Origin of the sequence: Clostridium sp. AM22-11AC, assembly GCF_003473545.1 — a bacterium.
GTDB lineage: Bacteria > Bacillota > Clostridia > Lachnospirales > Lachnospiraceae > Enterocloster.
This window is the reverse complement of sequence record NZ_QUCM01000004.1, coordinates 34,936-51,387: the sequence shown is the minus strand read 5'-3', so window position 1 is coordinate 51,387 and position 16,452 is coordinate 34,936. Positions and strand designations below refer to the sequence as shown.

Sequence of the window (16,452 nt, the reverse complement as noted above, 5' to 3'; positions counted from 1 at the left end):
AAAGTATGGTATATTGAATACAGAAAATTTTATTATTCCATTTTTCAGGAGGCAGATATGAGCGAAAAGAAGATCGTAGGTATTACCATGGGAGATCCGGCCAGTATCGGACCGGAGATTACTGTAAAAGCATTTGCAGACAAGTCCTTATATGACCTGTGTAACCCGGTAGTAGTAGGGGATGCCTGCGTAATGGAAGCAGCACTTCCTATTGTAGGACATACAGAAATGAAGATCCATGCCATTAAGGATGTTTCTGAAGCAAAATATGAATATGGAACCATTGATGTGCTGGATATGGGTCTGGTTGACATGGCACAGTTAAAAAGAGGGGAAGTTTCCGCTATGTGCGGAGATGCCGCTTTTAAATACGTAACAAAGGTTATTGAACTGGCAATGGATAAGAAGGTAGATGCTACTGTTACCAATGCTTTTAATAAAGAAGCTGTAAACCTGGCAGGACATCATTATTCCGGACATACAGAGATCTACGCAGATATGACCGGCACCAAGAACTATACCATGATGCTGGCACATGAAAATCTGCGAGTAGTCCATGTTTCCACCCATGTTTCCCTGCGTGAAGCCTGCGACCGTGTAAAGAAGCAGAGAGTATTAGACGTGATCCGTATTGCAGACAAGGCATGCAAGGATCTGGGCATCAAGGAGCCAAAGATCGGCGTAGCAGGCCTGAACCCACACAGTGGTGAGCACGGCCTGTTTGGAAGAGAAGAGATCGATGAGATCATCCCTGCAATTGAGGCAGCAAAGGCAGAAGGCATCAATGCAGACGGACCTGTACCGCCTGATACTGTATTCTCCAAAGCAAGAGGCGGCTGGTATGACATCGTAGTTGCCATGTATCACGACCAGGGCCATATCCCGTTAAAGGTAGTAGGTTTTGTATACAACCATGAAAAGAAAGCATGGGATGCAGTGGCAGGTGTAAATATCACTTTAGGACTGCCGATCATCCGCGTATCCGTAGACCACGGAACTGCATTTGACCAGGCCGGAACCGGTACAGCAAGTGAATTAAGCCTCAGAAATTCTATTGAATATGCGGTAATGTTTGCGAATAATAAAAATTAAGTATGTGCCGTTGACAAATGGCGGCCGTTATCGCAAAAAAGTCCTTAAAAAGTCTTGAAAAAATTGCAAAAAGGTCTTGCATTTAAAGGCTTTCTTTGCTAGAATAACTATTCGTGACATATAAAATCCTTGCTCCTGAAACTGAAAGCAGGGGCCAGAGACCACAAGGAGGTAAAACAAGATGAACAAGTACGAATTAACCGTTGTTCTGAATGTGAAGCTTGAAGACGAAGAGCGTGCAGCAGCAATCGAAAAGGTAAAAGGTTACATCACCCGTTTCGGTGGCACTGTGACCAACGTAGATGAGTGGGGTAAGAAGAGACTTGCTTATGAGATCCAGAAGTCTCATGAAGCATACTACTACTTCATCCAGTTTGAGTCCGATTCTGTATGCCCTAACGAAGTAGAAGCTCACGTTCGTATTATGGAACCAGTGATCAGATACTTATGCGTTAAGGTTGAGGCATAAGAATACCCAGACCGTGAAAACGGAGTTAAAAAAGGAAGTGTGACCGTATGAACAGAGTTATCTTAATGGGCAGATTAACAAGAGATCCGGAAGTAAGATATTCACAGGGAGAGCGTTCTATGGCAATCGCCAGATACACTCTTGCAGTGGACAGAAGAGGCCGCAGAGGTCAGGATGGAAATGACCAGACTGCAGATTTTATCAACTGTGTAGCATTTGACCGCGCAGGTGAGTTTGCAGAGAAGTATTTCCGTCAGGGCATGCGTGTACTGGTTTCCGGAAGGCTCCAGACAGGCAGCTATGTAAATAAAGACGGTCAGCGTGTATACACCACCGAGGTCATCCTTGATGACCAGGAATTCGCAGACAGTAAGGGTGCGGCATCTGATATGAGCGGCTATGGACAGTCAGCTCCATCTCAGAGACCGGCTCCTACCAGCGCGATTGGTGATGGGTTTATGAACATTCCGGACGGAGTTGAAGACGAAGGACTTCCGTTCAACTAGGCTCTATCAGGCCGGACATGTTCCATGGTTAATAATAAAGGAGGACAACACCAATGGCATTTAATAAAACAGACAGACCAGAGGGCGCTAAGATGAGAAGACCAGGCGGAATGCGCAGAAGAAAAAAAGTTTGCGTTTTCTGTGGCGATAAGAACGGCGTTATCGATTACAAGGACACTAACAAATTAAAGAGATACGTATCTGAGAGAGGTAAAATCCTTCCTCGTCGTATCACTGGCAACTGCGCAAAGCATCAGAGAGCTTTAACTGTAGCTATCAAGCGCGCTCGCCACATCGCACTCATGCCATATGTATGCGAATAATATTTGATTAAAATATGTAAGTATTTTGAGACTCTGCGTGAGAAATCACGCAGGGTTTTTTTGTACTACAATAGGAAAGTTCGACTTCCGTCGAACTCTTGATAAAAAGAGCCCGCACAAAGGCGGGCATGGCAAACTGAAGCGGTGTTTCGATTTGTGAATACCGCTTTCCGAAAGAATACAGTGAATATGTGGATTCCATTCAAGAGGGCGACCGAAAGTGTGAAGCACACAAATAAAACCAGGAACAAAGTTTTGAGACTTATTTATCTTATTAAACATGTGAAGGATGACGCTTTGAACAGCACGAAAAAGGCAGTTTAAAAGAGAACGGTCTTCCAGGAAGAAATGACGAAGTTCCTCATCGATTGTGAAAACACAATGACGATGTGTGCAGTTAACAAGCTTAAAGGCCATACTGGTAGAGCGTTCCTGGGAATACTTCACACCGCAAGTAGGGCAGAAGCGGCTTTTGCAGCGGAAGGGAACAAATTTCATGTTGTGGCAAGTGGTGCAGACATACATGGCACCGCCAAAAGAAGGATCGCCACAATTCAGCATTTTATCGATATTTTCCATCTCAGAATCTCTGGGATGGAGGGTATATTTGATTTCCTCATAAATAGTCAGTAAAGATTCTTTGCAAGATATTCATAAGTCTATTATGTAGGAAAAGAGGAGAAAAAGAAGGATTTTAATAATTTACTAAAACTTCCCACACCAAAACAGGGCTTCGCACCTTGAAAATTCAATATTTCAGCTAACAAAATAGTGCTTTATGCTATTGCAACCTCTGGATGAAGTGCATTACGCAGATATTCCGGCAATCTTGCCTCAAAATCAACAGTAAAAGCAGTCAGTTGTTTATCGCTGAGCTTTAAGATCTCCTGAAGGCTTGCCATTAAGGCATCCATCAAGATGCAAAGTGACCTGCGGAAAGTAATGTCTGCCATTTCATCAATGAGAAAGAAGAATAACTCACCAAGAGTTCTCTGATCTTCGTTTTGGCGCTGTTCCATTGCAAGCAACATATATCTAGTAAATACAATGGCCACATGGGCTGTCAGCGCATCATAAGATAAGCTATGGCATTCTCCGATCAGGTTCAGCATGGATTTGCAGGTCTTGAAGAAAACCTCAATCTGCCAACGTTTTCCATAAACACGGATGATTTCTTCCTCAGAAAGAGTCGTATCCGTACAGATAAAAGCAAGCCAGTCCTTGCGGTTCGATTTGTTCCTTACGCATACGATTTTCGCCGGAATTGGAGTTTCTTTTCCTGCCATAACATCAACAGACAGCAGATATTTTGATCTGCCATGGCGCTTTTTGTTCTTGGAATAGATTTCTTTGATACTCAGCTGTTTACCACCGTATGAGTATTTAATCCGGCTGCTCTTCTTGATCATAGCAATCACATCCATGCCTTTTGAATGGATGGCTGTGATCTGCACCGGGTTTGAAAACCAGGAATCAAACAGAACATAGTCAGCATTCAGTCCCACGCTGAGGGCAGTGTCCAGCAAAGCCATCATTGCTTCTGGAGCTTTTGTCTGAGCAAGCTTGCGTCTTTTTCCTGCAAGGGTTCTGTTATCAAAGTCCTTTACCGGACCGATGATATTTGTAGTTTTTGCAGATGCCAGCAGACAGCTGTTTACAGGAATCAATGTATTTCCATCACTCCAGCTTAAAGTAAGCATTCGGAATCCTTTTTTGAAACGCATATCCGTGTGGTCAAAAACTTTTGATCCCAGTTCTGTTTTCTTGCAGCTGGTGCGGTTAAAAAGACTGTCATCAATGATGAAGACATTTTTTCTGCTGTCATTCGTCAGACCTTTGATGTCGTGATTTACGATATCTGCAGCAAGAAGAGAAGTGAAACGGAGCCAGTTTGTCTTTGTAGAATTAAGGAAACGGTAGAACGTGTTCTTGGAAAATGCTTCCTTAAAAGAGCCGGTCTGTTGCTGCATATACATACTTCTTCCGACAAAAATGTTACTGAGTTTGTAACGAAACAGAGAAACCGGAGAAACGCCTTTTTCTTTCATGCCATTACATCTGGCAAGAAGCTTGCCGACATGGTGTTTAGAAAAAAATCTCTGAACGCAGTCAATTAGGGCTTTTTCATCAGAATGGTTTTGTGGTATACTGGACATGGCATAAATCTCCTTTGTAAAGATGGTTTCTAGTCAATTCCATTATACCAAACGGAACAGGTTTATGCCTTTTTTATTGGCTGAAATATTGAATTTTCAAGGTTCAACACACCACATCGGTGTGGGAAGTTTTAGTAAATAATTATATGTATTTATCCCCAAAGCAACCAAAAAACACTTTTGGAGGAAATTTGGCTCTTGATGCATATAGTAGAGGTATGGGAAGTTTAGGTCTTCCGGGAGATCTTTCATCTTCTTCTCGTTTTGTGCGTGTGGCTTTTACAAAGGTAAATGCAATTTCAGGTGAATCTGAGGAAGAAAGTGTTAGTCAGTTCTTTCACATTCTTGGATCTGTGGATCAGCAACGTGGATGTTGCGAAGTGACTGATGGAAAATATGAAATCACATTGTATACATCTTGTTGTAATGTTATTAAAGGTATCTATTATTATAATACTTATGAAAATCATCAGATCAGTGCGGTAGATATGCATGCAGAGGATCTGGAAAGTAATAAATTGATTTGTTATCCAGTAATTCAAGGGGAACGAATCAATTATCAAAATAAATAGTATTTTGAATATAGAGCTGACGTAGAAAGAAGAGGTGGAATACATATGAAGCAAGATACCTTAGAAGGAAAAGCAAAAACAAAAAATGGAATAAAACGATTGTGCTTTTCCATAATCTGCATTCTTCTGGAAGTGATTTTTATTATTACTATCGTAACACGCTTGAATGAATATGCAGAAATCATAAATTTATTTACCAGAATTTTAAGTGGAATCTTAGTTTTGAGATTGTATGCGTCAGATAAGACATCTTCTATGAAAATGCCTTGGGTCATTTTAATTCTGATTTTCCCAATTATGGGTGTAGGCCTGTATTTATTGATTGGCTTGAATGGTGGCACGCATAAAATGCGTGAGCGATATGCAGAAATTGATAGCAAATTGTTACCAATGCTTCCAGACAATCAGGAGTGTTTAAGCAGAATAAAAGAAAAGATTCCGAAAGCAGGAAATATTGCAAGTTACATACAAAGAAATTCGTGGTATCCAATCTATCAGAATACGGATATCAAGTATTTTGATGAAGCAGTGAAGGGATTAGAGGCACAGCTTGAAGAACTTGCGAAAGCACAAAAGTTTATCTTCATGGAATATCATGCGATAGAAGATGCTGAAGCTTGGCATAAGATTCAAGATGTTCTGGAAGAGAGAGTAAAAGCCGGTGTGGAAGTCAGGGTATTCTATGATGATATGGGGTCTATAGGTTTTATTAACACAGATTTTGTAAAAAAGATGGAGAGTATAGGAATTCATTGTCGTGTATTCAATCCATTTGTGCCAGGCTTAAATCTATTTTTGAACAATCGTGATCACAGAAAAATAACAGTAATTGATGGAAAAGTTGGATTTACAGGTGGATATAATCTTGCAAATGAATACTTTAATTATACGCATCCGTATGGGCAGTGGAAAGATACCGGTATTCGTTTAGAAGGAGATGCTGTTCAGTCACTTACAGTGACATTTTTAGAAATGTGGAATGCTGTTAGTGAAAAAGCTACGAATGATACTGATTTTAGTAAATACATTATTCATTACGATTATAAAGCACAGCAAACAGGTTTTGTTCAGCCTTATGCAGACAGTCCTATGGATAATGAGCAGGTCGGAGAAGAAGTTTATATCAGTATGATAAATAAGGCCGAAAATTACTGTTGGTTTATGACACCATATCTAATTATAACAGACGAAATGACACATGCGTTATGTCTGGCTGCTAAGCGAGGGGTAGACGTAAGAATTATCACACCAGGAATTCCTGATAAAAAATTCATTTATAATATAACTCGCTCTTTTTATCATGGATTGGTTAAACATGGAGTGCGAGTTTATGAATGGACACCAGGATTTTGCCATGCGAAAATGAGTATAGTGGATGACTGTATGGCAACCTGTGGAACAATCAATCTGGATTATAGAAGCTTATATCATCATTTTGAAAACGGCTGTTTTATGGCAAATTGTCAGGCAGTTGTGGAAATTAAAAATGATCTGATAAGAACGATGGGAGAATGTCGTGATGTAACAGATCAATATTGTACTGGGCGCAGTGCATATTTGCGACTGGGACAATTATTTATGAGATTATTTGCTGGATTGTTATAAGAATTTAGTGAAACGACCTTTCAAAAAATAGTTGATTTTGAGAGGTCGTTTTTGTTATGTCTGATTGCCGGTACAGGAAATTTACATGGATAAAATTAATTCTGTTGAGGTAAAATTGAGGTTGACTTTGTATTGTATAGACATAGGATGAAAAAAAGTCAGGTGATGTGCGATGGGAAAACGTAAGATATGTAAAATTGTTTTTGTTATACTGTCAATTTTTTTATGTGTGGCTTTTTATGAATTATTTGGAATCTGTATTGCATATAAAAAACAGCCGGAAGTGTCTAATACCATCAAAAAAGAAACACAAAATGATTCGTGGAACGAACGCAGCGAGAATATGGAACGAGCAGTGATCATAGAAAAAAATCCAGAAGCACTTTTACAAAGAGTGCGTTTGATCCGAAATGCAAAAGAAGACATTATTCTTTCTACTTTTGCATTTCAATCAGATGAAAGTGGAAAATTGATCTTAGGAGCACTGCATGATGCGGCAGACAGAGGTGTGCATGTTCGTCTGTTAGTAGATGGAATGGAGAGCTGGGTTGATATGGAAGGCAATCCGTATTTCTATGGATTATCTTCCCATAAGAATGTTGAAATTAAACTGTATAATAAGGCCAATCCGTTGAAACCATGGAAGATGATGGGGAGAATGCATGATAAATATTTGATTGCAGATGGTAAGACATATATTCTTGGTGGAAGAAATACATACAATTATTTCCTGGGTGATTTTCTGGGACATAAGAACTATGACAGAGATGTGTTAGTGGTTTGCGATGAACCTGAGAAAGAAAATTCAGTTAACCAGTTGTTAGAGTATTTTGAAACGATATGGGAACAAGAAGACAGTGGTTATTTTCATGACAATAAAAAACTGGCAAATAGAAAATCTGTAAAGAACGCAGTTTTAGAGCTGCAGAACGGCTATCAGAAATATTTTGAAGAGAATAAGGAAAGAATCTGCGATACCAATTACACGGACGAAACTTTTGAGACAGAAAAGATTGCATTAGTGTCAAATCCTATCCACACAGGTCCCAAGGAACCAGTAGTCTGGTATCAACTGGGAGAACTAATGAAAAATGCAAAAGAGCGCGTGAAAATTCATACACCATATATTATCTGCAATGATATGATGTATAATACATGGAAAGAGATTGCGGAGAGAGTTCCGGATTTTTCTATCATGACCAATTCGGTTGCCAACAATGGAAATCCGTTTGGTTCTGCTGATTATGCGAGAAACAGAAACAGAATTTTAAATACAGGAATTGATATCTGGGAGTATGAAGGCGGCTATTCTTACCACGGAAAAAGCATCCTGATTGATGATGATCTATCCGTAATCGGTTCCTTTAACATGGATATGAGAAGCACGTATCTGGATACGGAACTGATGCTTGTAATACGTAGCAAAGAGATTAATAAACAGTTGGAAGAAGGCATGATGGAATATGAAAGAGTGTCCCGACAGGTATTGGAAGATGGAACCTATCGTGATCCGTATTATGTAGAGCCAATTGAATTGACAAAGAAGCGTCAGAGAAACGTACTTTTGGTACAGCATCTGCTTGGATGGGCAAGATATCTGTTCTGATAAAGGAGGAAGAAGATCGTGTTTCAAATATTAATTGTAGAAGATGATAAAGAATTAAGCCAGCTATTCCAAAAAGTGCTTGAGAAGAATGGATATCAGGTCAAAAGTGCATCGGATGGAGCACTGGCATTAGAAATATTGGATAAAGAGTATATTGATCTGATCATTTCCGATATTATGATGCCGGTTATGGATGGTTATGAACTGGTGTCGGAACTCCGTTCAGCAGGATATCAGATACCGGTACTTATGATCACTGCGAAAGGTTCCTTTGATGATATGCGCCAGGGATTTCTTTCGGGAAGTGACGATTATATGGTAAAACCGGTAAATGTGAATGAAATGGTTTTAAGAGTCGGGGCACTGCTTCGCCGTGCACAGATACTGAATGAACACAAAATTGTGATCGGTTCAACAGAGTTTGATTATGATGCAATGACGGTTACAACTGATAAGGAAAGTCTTGTTTTGCCTAAAAAAGAATTCCTGCTTTTATATAAGCTTGCAGCTTCGCCAGGCAGAACATTTACAAAACAACAGTTAATGGATGAAGTATGGGGATACGAGACGGAGGCAGACCCACATACGATAGAGGTACATATAGGAAGAATCAGGGAGCGTTTGAAAGATAACCCTGATTTTGAAATCGTAACAATGCGTGGAATTGGATACAAGGTGGTGAAAAAATAATGGAACAAAAGAAAGAAAAAGGATTGCGGATCCGATCCTGTCTGACTGGTGCAATCTGGCTGGCACTTGTATTTTCAACAGTCATATCTGCGTTATTATTTGCTTTTTTGAATCATTTTTTTAATCTGCCTGGTAGCATACCTGTGCTTGGCTGGCTTTTGATTTTTAATACATTGATTGCAGGGCTGATTACTTCCTTTATCAATGCAAGGTTGCTGGAACCAATTACCAGACTCAGTAAAGCAATGAAGGAAGTTTCGCAGGGAGATTTTGAACAGCACTTGGAAACGAACAGCCGTATCGCAGAAGTTGGAGAATCTTACCAGAGTTTTAATGTGATGACAAAAGAGCTTCGTGCAACAGAAGTACTGCAGATGGATTTTGTCTCCAATGTTTCTCATGAGTTTAAGACCCCGATCAATGCCATTGAAGGGTATACAATGCTTCTTCAGGGAGAAGAACTGTCTCATGAGCAAGAGGAATATGTAGAAAAAATCCTGTTTAATACCCAAAGGCTTTCCGGATTGGTTGGAAATATTTTGCTGTTATCCAAGTTAGAGAATCAGAACATACCCATGAAAAAAACAGAATATCGTTTGGATGAACAGATCCGTCAGGCATTTCTTTCCCTGGAGACAAAATGGACAGAAAAAGAAATTGGTTTCCAGGTAGAGCTGGAGGAAGTTAAATATACTGGGAATGAAGGACTTTTTATGCATATATGGATGAATCTTTTAGATAATGCGATTAAGTTCAGTCCTGCAAAGGGGACAATTATGATGTTTCTGAAGCAGGAAAAGGATTCTGTAATGTTTATTCTGGAAGATGAAGGACCGGGAATAGAGGATGATGTGAAAACCAGAATATTTGATAAATTTTATCAGGCAGACGGTTCTCACAAAGCAGAGGGAAATGGTCTCGGCCTTGCACTTGTGAAACGGATCGTAGATAGTGCTGGCGGGACAATCAAGGCAGAAAACCGGGAATATGGTGGATGCAGATTTGTTGTAGAGCTTCCAATACAGAAAGATGAGGCCATATAAGTTTAAGAAAAACAGATAGAGGAGGAATTACATGACATTTTATCAGGAATTGCAGTTAAATCAGGCAGGTTCTAAAAATCTGTTGAAAAAGAGTGAAACAGTGAAAGAAAAATTATATCATATGTGGGTATATCTGGTGAAGATAGCTGTTACAATGGCATTTTGTTTTTTCTTTGTTAGTATTTTTAGCATCCTATTTGGAAATGAGAACAGCATTGTAGGTGTAGTAGTCTTATTATGTCTCATGGTGTTTCGGAATGCGGATCTGGGGATCCACACCGGACAATCTACGATGCTTTTGGCTTTGTTCTTTGTAATTATGACTGTATGTCCGCATTTAGCAAATCAGTTTTCACCAGTATTGGGAATGCTGTTAAATATTGCGGCACTGGCTGTGTTGATTCTGTTCGGATGCCATAATCCATTCATGTTTAATCAATCTACATTGGTTCTTGGGTATCTGCTGCTATATGGATATGATGTAACAGGAAAAAGTTATCAGATGCGATTAACCGGAATGGCATTAGGTGCAGCACTTACCTGCTTTGTATTTTATCGAAATCATAAAAACAGAACTTATAAAAGAAATCTGAAAGATCTGATACAAGAATTTGATATCACTTCTTCCAGAACAAAATGGCAGATATGTCAGATTTTATGCGTACCGATTGTCCTTTGCATTGCAGAACTTTGTAATATGCCACGTGCAATGTGGGCTGGTATTGCGGCCATGTCCGCGATTTTGCCGTTTATGGAAGATATGCACTACAGAGTCCGTAAAAGGATTGTCGGAAATATTGCAGGTGTAATATGTTTTACAGTATTATATTTTCTGCTTCCTTCGTCAATCTATGCATATATAGGAATTCTTGGTGGAATTGGTGTAGGACTTTCTGCAAAATATGGCTGGCAGGCAGTATTTAACACATTTGGTGCTTTGGCTATTGCTACAGAGCGTTATGGACTAAAAGGAGCAGTTGGTCTTAGAGTGATTCAGAATGTTTTTGGCGTTGTGTTTGCTTTAGCATTTTGTGTTATATTTTATTGGTTTATGTCTAAAAAAAAGGAAAGTGAGGTGACCGTACATGCAGAGTGAAGTGAATCAGGAAGAAAATTTGAATAGAATTATTACGGTTCCTAATCTTCTTTCTTTTTTTCGGCTTTGTCTGATTCCGGTAATTATATGGAGTTATTGTGTAAAGAAAAATCCTCTGTTAGCTGGTGAAATCTTATTGCTGTCTGGTCTTACGGATCTTGCTGATGGATATATCGCAAATAATTTTTGCATGGCTGGATAAAGACAATCGGGTTGCTCCGCTAACGGATGAACAATTAAATCCGGTATAGAAAATACTAAATTACGAAACTGGGAAATATGATTCAGTGCAGAAACATTTCCGGGTATTTGAAGCGTAGAAGGCTTGAGTCATCCGTTGTAAAAGCAAGAAAAAATAATACATTTGCGGTCAATTTGTTATCGACAGTTGACCGCAGGCACGGTATAATAAATATAAATCTAATAAGAAAACCAAATAATCATTACTGTAAAATGTCAGGTAATGGTAGTCATCATTTATAATTGGAAGGAACAGGTTGGCTTTACCCTAATGGTGGAAAATCCACCATTTTTCCACCCAAACTGTAATTCCTCAGATGAAAACAGGTTTTCTTATCTTTTCTGAAATTGACAGAAAAAGCAGTAAAATCAAGGCTTTGAATGACTTTGATTGACATAGAATGCAAGCTGTTTTCTGTACTAGGATGAACTCCTAAGCACTAGTTGAGGGTTCGATTCCCCCTGGGAACGTGCATTTTTTGCAGCAATGATCGTAAAAGCTCATTGCTGCTTTTTCTTTTTTCCGGTGCTCGTGAGCACCGAGAGAACACTTAAACGCAAATATCGAGCACCGAAATTTCTTAACGGGTACCAATGCAATAATTCAATCCTGGTACCGAACGGAGATAACTACAGCGTAGAGGAGACTTTTGATAAGGTAATGGTGTCATTCTTTCAACCTCCTCTATGGTGAATATTTCTGGACAACCAAGTGGATTTGCTTATCCTGCATCAAAATTTGCAGTAAACGGGTAGACGGTATGGCAAGAAGCTAAGACAATGTAGTATGGTGATATCATCACGGAAAAGAGAGGAGATTGCAAATGAACGTGCGGATATCAAAGTTGGAAAGATCAATGTGGATGAGCAGCATGAACTGGCAAGTGAATTTGGTATTATGAGTATCCCGACTTTGGTGGTGATGAAGAATGGAAAGATTGTTCAACAGGTTTCGGGTGCGAGACCCAAGGAGGCCATTCTAACAATGATTTAAGGAGATATGTTTATGGGTCTTTTTGATTTTTTTAAACAGGAAGATATCAATCAAGGGATAGAGGAATATGGTTCGACTGCCGGTGCAATTCTGTTGGACGTTCGTATCCCGCAGGAATATCAGGAAGGGCATATACCAGAAAGTAAAAATATACCGTTACAGCAACTTAACAATATTGTATCTGTGGTGAAAAATAAAGATATCCCATTATTTGTATATTGTTATTCAGGAGTCCGGAGCCGTCAGGCAACTGGTATGCTACAGCACATGGAATATATGAAAGTAAAGAATATCGGCGGCATTGCTGCTTATACAGGAAAGGTAGAAAAATAAGATGAAGGTAGTAATCGTAGGCGGTGTAGCCGGAGGAGCTACAGCCGCAGCAAGAATACGCAGACTGGATGAACATGCAGAAATTACTGTGTTTGAAAGATCCGGATACATATCCTATGCGAATTGTAGGCTTCCATATTATATTGGAGACGTGATCATAGATACGGAAGAACTTACCCTACAGACACCAGAGAGCTTTTTTAAACGTTTCCATATCAATATGAAGATACATCATGAAGTTATTTCCATACATCCGGACCGTAAAACGGTTTCGGTGAAAAATTTGGAGAACGGTGAGATATTTGAAGAAAACTATGATAAGCTGATCCTCTCTCCAGGTGCAAAGCCAACACAGCCGAGACTTCCTGGAGTAGGCATTGATAAACTTTTTACACTTCGTACTGTAGAAGATACTTTTCGGATAAAGGAATATATAAATAAGAATCATCCAAAATCTGCTTTATTGGCAGGTGGTGGCTTTATTGGTCTGGAACTGGCAGAAAATTTGAGGGAGCTTGGCATGGATGTTACAATTGTCCAACGGCCTAAGCAGCTGATGAATCCTTTTGATCCGGATATGGCATCCATGATCCATAATGAAATGAGAAAGCATGGGATAAAAGCGCTAAAACAAAATTAGGCAAACATAAGCCGGATCTTTGGATTGTTACCAAAGATATGACGAGACAACCGAATCAGCCATGGTGTGCTGACAGGACAACACCTGTAATTTTAATCACGGGCAATCCTGATGTTGTTGAAATTAAAAAGGATCCTGGGAAACTAACTGTTCTTTCTATGCCATTATCGATAGTTAATTTGCGGAAAACCGTCAAAATATATGTGCCGTGAGGAGAAGTTTATGCTGTATATAACACTATTATTTGCATTCCGTGTTCCGTGGGGATGGACATACACTGCAGGAACAGTAGCTGATTAGGTGGCACAGTTTAGTTTTGGATTTTATAGTTTGATGCTTACATCTCTGTTGTTAGGCTTGATCGTAATGGTGTTATATAAGCCACGAACCTGGTGTACATTTTGTCCAATGAGAACAATGACACAAGGCATCTGTAAATTAAAAAATAATGAAAAATAGTAATACCATTAGCTAATGCATATAGGCATATGTCAAAAACTTTATTGACATATGCCTTTTATAGAGCTAATATATAGGAAATGAGAGAAAGGAGCAGTTTATGCCGAGACCAGTAAAATGCAGAAAAGTCTGCCATTTCCCGAATGTTTTAGAGTTTCTTCCGGCAGATGGTACTGAGAAAAGCACACCGATTGTTTTGACCGTGGATGAGTATGAAACCATCCGTCTTTTGGACAAGAAAGGTTATAGTCAGGAGCAGTGTGCAGCATCTATGCAAGTCGCAAGAACAACGGTTCAACGGATTTACGAGATTGCCAGGAAGAAAATAGCAGATGCTCTCATTGATGGACATCCGCTCAGAATTGAAGGTGGAGATTTCAGAATCTGTGATGGTCAGAGCAGTAACTGCAGCCTTGGAGGATGTTACAAGCAGGAGATTTACCAAAAATATGCGGTAGAAAAAGGAGAAGGTATCATGAGAATAGCAGTAACATATGAAAATGGACAGATTTTTCAGCATTTTGGACACACAGAGACATTTAAGATCTACGATGTAGAGGAAGGGAAAGTGGTACATTCAGAAGTAGTAGATACGAATGGAAGCGGACATGGTGCATTGGCAGGAGTTCTTAATGCATTAAATGTCGATGTTTTGATCTGCGGCGGAATTGGAGGAGGTGCTCAGACCGCGTTAGCGGCAGCAGGTATTAAGCTTTATGGCGGAGTTTCCGGTGATGCAGATCAGGCGGTGGAAGCATTTATTAATGAAACACTTGATTATAATCCAGATGTGAGGTGTTCTCACCATGAGCACAGTCACGGGGAAGGACATACATGTGGAGAACATGGCTGTGGAAGCTATAGCTGTCATTAAGAAGAACAGCAAAAAATAACAATACGAAAGGATGCGTCAAGGTAATGAAAGAATTATCGTGATACATCCTTTTGTGTTATTTGATAAGATGGCAGATTACATTTTCAATACGGCAGTTAAAACCTGTGAATGTTGCATCGATCTCTACATGGATTGAGTATTTTTCTTTTCTTGCTTGTAGAAAGTGATGAACGGAAGATATAATATTGTTAACGATCCAGAGATATTTACATTGGAAATAGCTTAATCAATTTGGAGGTATATCATGAAAGCACATAAATATTGGTCAGTCGGTGCGTTAATTACTATGATTGGAACTTTTTATACCGGATATAAAGGATCTAAATCAAGTCATAGGTATTTTGCGTGTAGCGCTCTTATATGTATGATTATGTCCATGTACACTGGACATAAAATGATTTCAGGTAATAAGAGAACGAGAAAACAGGTGAAAAAGACAGAAGCGGAGGAATCATAAATGTTAGAGTTAGGAACCAAAGCACCGGCTTTTGAATTGCCGGATCAAAACGGAGAAATGCATAAATTAAGTGATTATTTAGGTAAAAAGGTAATTTTATATTTTTATCCAAAGGATAACACGGCAGGCTGTACAAAGCAGGCATGTGGTTTTTCCGAGCGTTATCCTCAATTCACTGAGAAAGGAGCAGTTGTTCTTGGGGTAAGTAAGGATTCTGTAGCCTCTCACAAGAGATTTGAGGAAAAATATGGATTGGCATTTACACTTTTGGCAGATCCGGAGCGCAAGGTGATCGAAGCGTATGATGTATGGAAAGAAAAGAAAAACTATGGAAAAGTCTCTATGGGCGTGGTAAGAACCACATATCTTATTGATGAGCAGGGAGTTATCATCAAAGCCAATGATAAAGTCAAGGCGGCAGATGATCCTGAAAACATGCTCAAGGAACTGTCATAATGAAGATTATTTTATCACCTGCAAAAAAGATGATTGTAGATACAGATAACATAGCACCGGTTGAACTGCCTGTCTTTATTGATAAGACAGAGGAGATATTGAGCTGGATGAAAAGTAAATCAAAAGAGGAACTGCAAACTATCTGGAAATGTAATGACAAGATTGCGGAGCAGAACTTTAACAGATTGGAAAATATGGATCTTTATAACAGGCTTACTCCGGCTGTTTTAGCATATGAAGGGATTGCATTTCAATATATGGCACCATCGGTGTTTGAAATCCAGCAGTTTGAGTATTTGCAAAATCATTTAAGAATCCTGTCTGCATTTTATGGCATTTTAAAACCAATGGATGGTGTGACTCCTTATCGTCTTGAAATGCAGGCAAAAGCTGAGATTGAAGAAACAACAAATCTATATGATTACTGGGGTGACCTGCTATATCATTCAGTGATTGATGATAGCAGAACGATCATAAATCTGGCATCTAAAGAATACTCAAAGTGCATAGAAAAGTATCTGACACCACAGGACAGATATATTACGATTGTATTTTGTGAGTTATCCGGAGATAAATTGGTTACAAAAGGTACATATGCCAAAATGGCCCGCGGTGAAATGGTTAGATTTATGGCAGAGAATAATATTGAAAATCCTGTAGATATAAAAAAGTTTGATAGACTTGGATATACTTTCAGAGGAGATCTGTCATCGGAGACAGAGTATGTTTTTGAACGAAAAGCCATAAAGTAAAATCGTGATAGAAGAACATAACGTAGAAATGTTCATTGCAAAAATGATAATAATTACTATTATTATCT

The 16,452-nt window shown here is 39.2% G+C and carries 16 protein-coding genes and 6 pseudogenes; 20 read left to right on the top strand and 2 right to left on the bottom strand.

Annotated elements, in window-relative coordinates; all coding sequences use genetic code 11:
- The first annotated feature begins 57 nt into the window (after positions 1–57).
- From pdxA to rpsR, 4 genes are all read left to right on the top strand, one after another.
- On the top strand, positions 58–1,092 hold the full coding sequence (pdxA, locus tag DW251_RS05425; protein ID WP_021868722.1) for a 4-hydroxythreonine-4-phosphate dehydrogenase PdxA: 1,035 nt from the start codon (positions 58–60) through the stop codon (positions 1,090–1,092).
- 181 nt (positions 1,093–1,273) lie between these two features.
- Positions 1,274–1,561, top strand: coding sequence for a 30S ribosomal protein S6 (rpsF, locus tag DW251_RS05420; RefSeq protein ID WP_021868721.1), 288 nt, complete (start codon positions 1,274–1,276; stop codon positions 1,559–1,561).
- 47 nt (positions 1,562–1,608) lie between these two features.
- Positions 1,609–2,067: a single-stranded DNA-binding protein gene (locus DW251_RS05415; protein ID WP_021868720.1), complete on the top strand. Its 459-nt coding sequence runs from the start codon at positions 1,609–1,611 to the stop codon at positions 2,065–2,067.
- Positions 2,068–2,120: 53 nt separating this feature from the next.
- The gene (rpsR, locus tag DW251_RS05410) at positions 2,121–2,390 is read left to right on the top strand and encodes a 30S ribosomal protein S18 (protein ID WP_021868719.1); all 270 of its coding nucleotides are present in this window, start codon (positions 2,121–2,123) and stop codon (positions 2,388–2,390) included.
- Between the two features lie 45 nt (positions 2,391–2,435).
- On the opposite strand, the gene DW251_RS18220 is transcribed toward rpsR, so the two are convergent.
- A complete protein-coding gene (locus tag DW251_RS18220) occupies positions 2,436–3,002 on the bottom strand; it encodes a transposase zinc-binding domain-containing protein (protein WP_347474623.1) in 567 nt (188 codons plus the stop codon).
- 164 nt (positions 3,003–3,166) lie between these two features.
- Complete coding sequence (locus DW251_RS05400; protein ID WP_243034884.1) at positions 3,167–4,360, bottom strand: transposase; 1,194 nt, start codon at positions 4,358–4,360, stop codon at positions 3,167–3,169.
- Positions 4,361–4,680: 320 nt separating this feature from the next.
- On the opposite strand from DW251_RS05400, the pseudogene DW251_RS05395 reads away from it, so the two are divergent.
- The 16 genes and pseudogenes from DW251_RS05395 to yaaA form a co-directional block, all read left to right on the top strand.
- Positions 4,681–5,118, top strand: a pseudogene (locus DW251_RS05395) (linear amide C-N hydrolase); the annotation flags it as partial.
- 45 nt (positions 5,119–5,163) lie between these two features.
- Positions 5,164–6,723, top strand: coding sequence for a cardiolipin synthase (gene cls, locus DW251_RS05390; RefSeq protein WP_118300439.1), 1,560 nt, complete (start codon positions 5,164–5,166; stop codon positions 6,721–6,723).
- Positions 6,724–6,895: 172 nt separating this feature from the next.
- Positions 6,896–8,329: a phospholipase D family protein gene (locus DW251_RS05385; protein ID WP_118300438.1), complete on the top strand. Its 1,434-nt coding sequence runs from the start codon at positions 6,896–6,898 to the stop codon at positions 8,327–8,329.
- Between the two features lie 18 nt (positions 8,330–8,347).
- On the top strand, positions 8,348–9,019 hold the full coding sequence (locus DW251_RS05380; RefSeq protein ID WP_117504378.1) for a response regulator transcription factor: 672 nt from the start codon (positions 8,348–8,350) through the stop codon (positions 9,017–9,019).
- A complete protein-coding gene (locus DW251_RS05375; protein WP_118300437.1) occupies positions 9,019–10,062 on the top strand; it encodes a HAMP domain-containing sensor histidine kinase in 1,044 nt (347 codons plus the stop codon). The genes DW251_RS05380 and DW251_RS05375 overlap by 1 nt, the downstream gene beginning before the upstream one ends.
- Positions 10,063–10,093: 31 nt before the next feature.
- Entirely contained in the window at positions 10,094–11,158 is a 1,065-nt protein-coding gene (locus DW251_RS05370) for an FUSC family protein (protein ID WP_118300436.1), read from the top strand.
- A pseudogene (locus DW251_RS05365) lies at positions 11,148–11,336 on the top strand (CDP-alcohol phosphatidyltransferase family protein); the annotation flags it as partial. The gene DW251_RS05370 and the pseudogene DW251_RS05365, both read left to right, overlap by 11 nt.
- Before the next feature lie 725 nt (positions 11,337–12,061).
- Positions 12,062–12,151: pseudogene (locus tag DW251_RS18215) on the top strand (short-chain dehydrogenase); the annotation flags it as partial.
- Between the two features lie 58 nt (positions 12,152–12,209).
- Positions 12,210–12,392, top strand: a pseudogene (locus DW251_RS05355) (thioredoxin family protein); the annotation flags it as partial.
- 12 nt (positions 12,393–12,404) lie between these two features.
- The gene (locus DW251_RS05350; RefSeq protein ID WP_021870030.1) at positions 12,405–12,725 is read left to right on the top strand and encodes a rhodanese-like domain-containing protein; all 321 of its coding nucleotides are present in this window, start codon (positions 12,405–12,407) and stop codon (positions 12,723–12,725) included.
- Position 12,726: 1 nt separating this feature from the next.
- Positions 12,727–13,347, top strand: a pseudogene (locus DW251_RS05345) (FAD-dependent oxidoreductase); the annotation flags it as partial.
- Between the two features lie 249 nt (positions 13,348–13,596).
- Positions 13,597–13,824: pseudogene (locus DW251_RS18210) on the top strand (4Fe-4S binding protein); the annotation flags it as partial.
- Between the two features lie 100 nt (positions 13,825–13,924).
- Entirely contained in the window at positions 13,925–14,698 is a 774-nt protein-coding gene (locus DW251_RS05330) for a NifB/NifX family molybdenum-iron cluster-binding protein (RefSeq protein WP_118300435.1), read from the top strand.
- Positions 14,699–14,963: 265 nt separating this feature from the next.
- On the top strand, positions 14,964–15,176 hold the full coding sequence (locus tag DW251_RS05325; protein WP_118300434.1) for a DUF6219 family protein: 213 nt from the start codon (positions 14,964–14,966) through the stop codon (positions 15,174–15,176).
- Entirely contained in the window at positions 15,177–15,632 is a 456-nt protein-coding gene (gene bcp, locus DW251_RS05320; protein ID WP_118300433.1) for a thioredoxin-dependent thiol peroxidase, read from the top strand.
- Positions 15,632–16,384, top strand: a complete 753-nt coding sequence (gene yaaA, locus DW251_RS05315; RefSeq protein WP_118300432.1) for a peroxide stress protein YaaA — start codon at positions 15,632–15,634, stop codon at positions 16,382–16,384. Before bcp ends, yaaA begins: the two co-directional genes overlap by 1 nt.
- Positions 16,385–16,452 lie beyond the last annotated feature (68 nt).

Bases quoted from the DNA above. Each gene is read 5' to 3' on its own strand.
- DW251_RS05350 (WP_021870030.1), top strand. From the start codon at position 12,405: ATGGGTCTTTTTGATTTTTTTAAACAGGAAGATATCAATCAAGGGATA.
- pdxA (WP_021868722.1), top strand. From the start codon at position 58: ATGAGCGAAAAGAAGATCGTAGGTATTACCATGGGAGATCCGGCCAGT.
- DW251_RS05370 (WP_118300436.1), top strand. From the start codon at position 10,094: ATGACATTTTATCAGGAATTGCAGTTAAATCAGGCAGGTTCTAAAAAT.
- bcp (WP_118300433.1), top strand. From the start codon at position 15,177: ATGTTAGAGTTAGGAACCAAAGCACCGGCTTTTGAATTGCCGGATCAA.
- DW251_RS05385 (WP_118300438.1), top strand. From the start codon at position 6,896: ATGGGAAAACGTAAGATATGTAAAATTGTTTTTGTTATACTGTCAATT.
- yaaA (WP_118300432.1), top strand. From the start codon at position 15,632: ATGAAGATTATTTTATCACCTGCAAAAAAGATGATTGTAGATACAGAT.
- DW251_RS05375 (WP_118300437.1), top strand. From the start codon at position 9,019: ATGGAACAAAAGAAAGAAAAAGGATTGCGGATCCGATCCTGTCTGACT.
- rpsF (WP_021868721.1), top strand. From the start codon at position 1,274: ATGAACAAGTACGAATTAACCGTTGTTCTGAATGTGAAGCTTGAAGAC.
- DW251_RS05330 (WP_118300435.1), top strand. From the start codon at position 13,925: ATGCCGAGACCAGTAAAATGCAGAAAAGTCTGCCATTTCCCGAATGTT.
- DW251_RS05415 (WP_021868720.1), top strand. From the start codon at position 1,609: ATGAACAGAGTTATCTTAATGGGCAGATTAACAAGAGATCCGGAAGTA.
- rpsR (WP_021868719.1), top strand. From the start codon at position 2,121: ATGGCATTTAATAAAACAGACAGACCAGAGGGCGCTAAGATGAGAAGA.
- DW251_RS05400 (WP_243034884.1), bottom strand. From the start codon at position 4,360: ATGCAGCAACAGACCGGCTCTTTTAAGGAAGCATTTTCCAAGAACACG.
- cls (WP_118300439.1), top strand. From the start codon at position 5,164: ATGAAGCAAGATACCTTAGAAGGAAAAGCAAAAACAAAAAATGGAATA.
- DW251_RS05325 (WP_118300434.1), top strand. From the start codon at position 14,964: ATGAAAGCACATAAATATTGGTCAGTCGGTGCGTTAATTACTATGATT.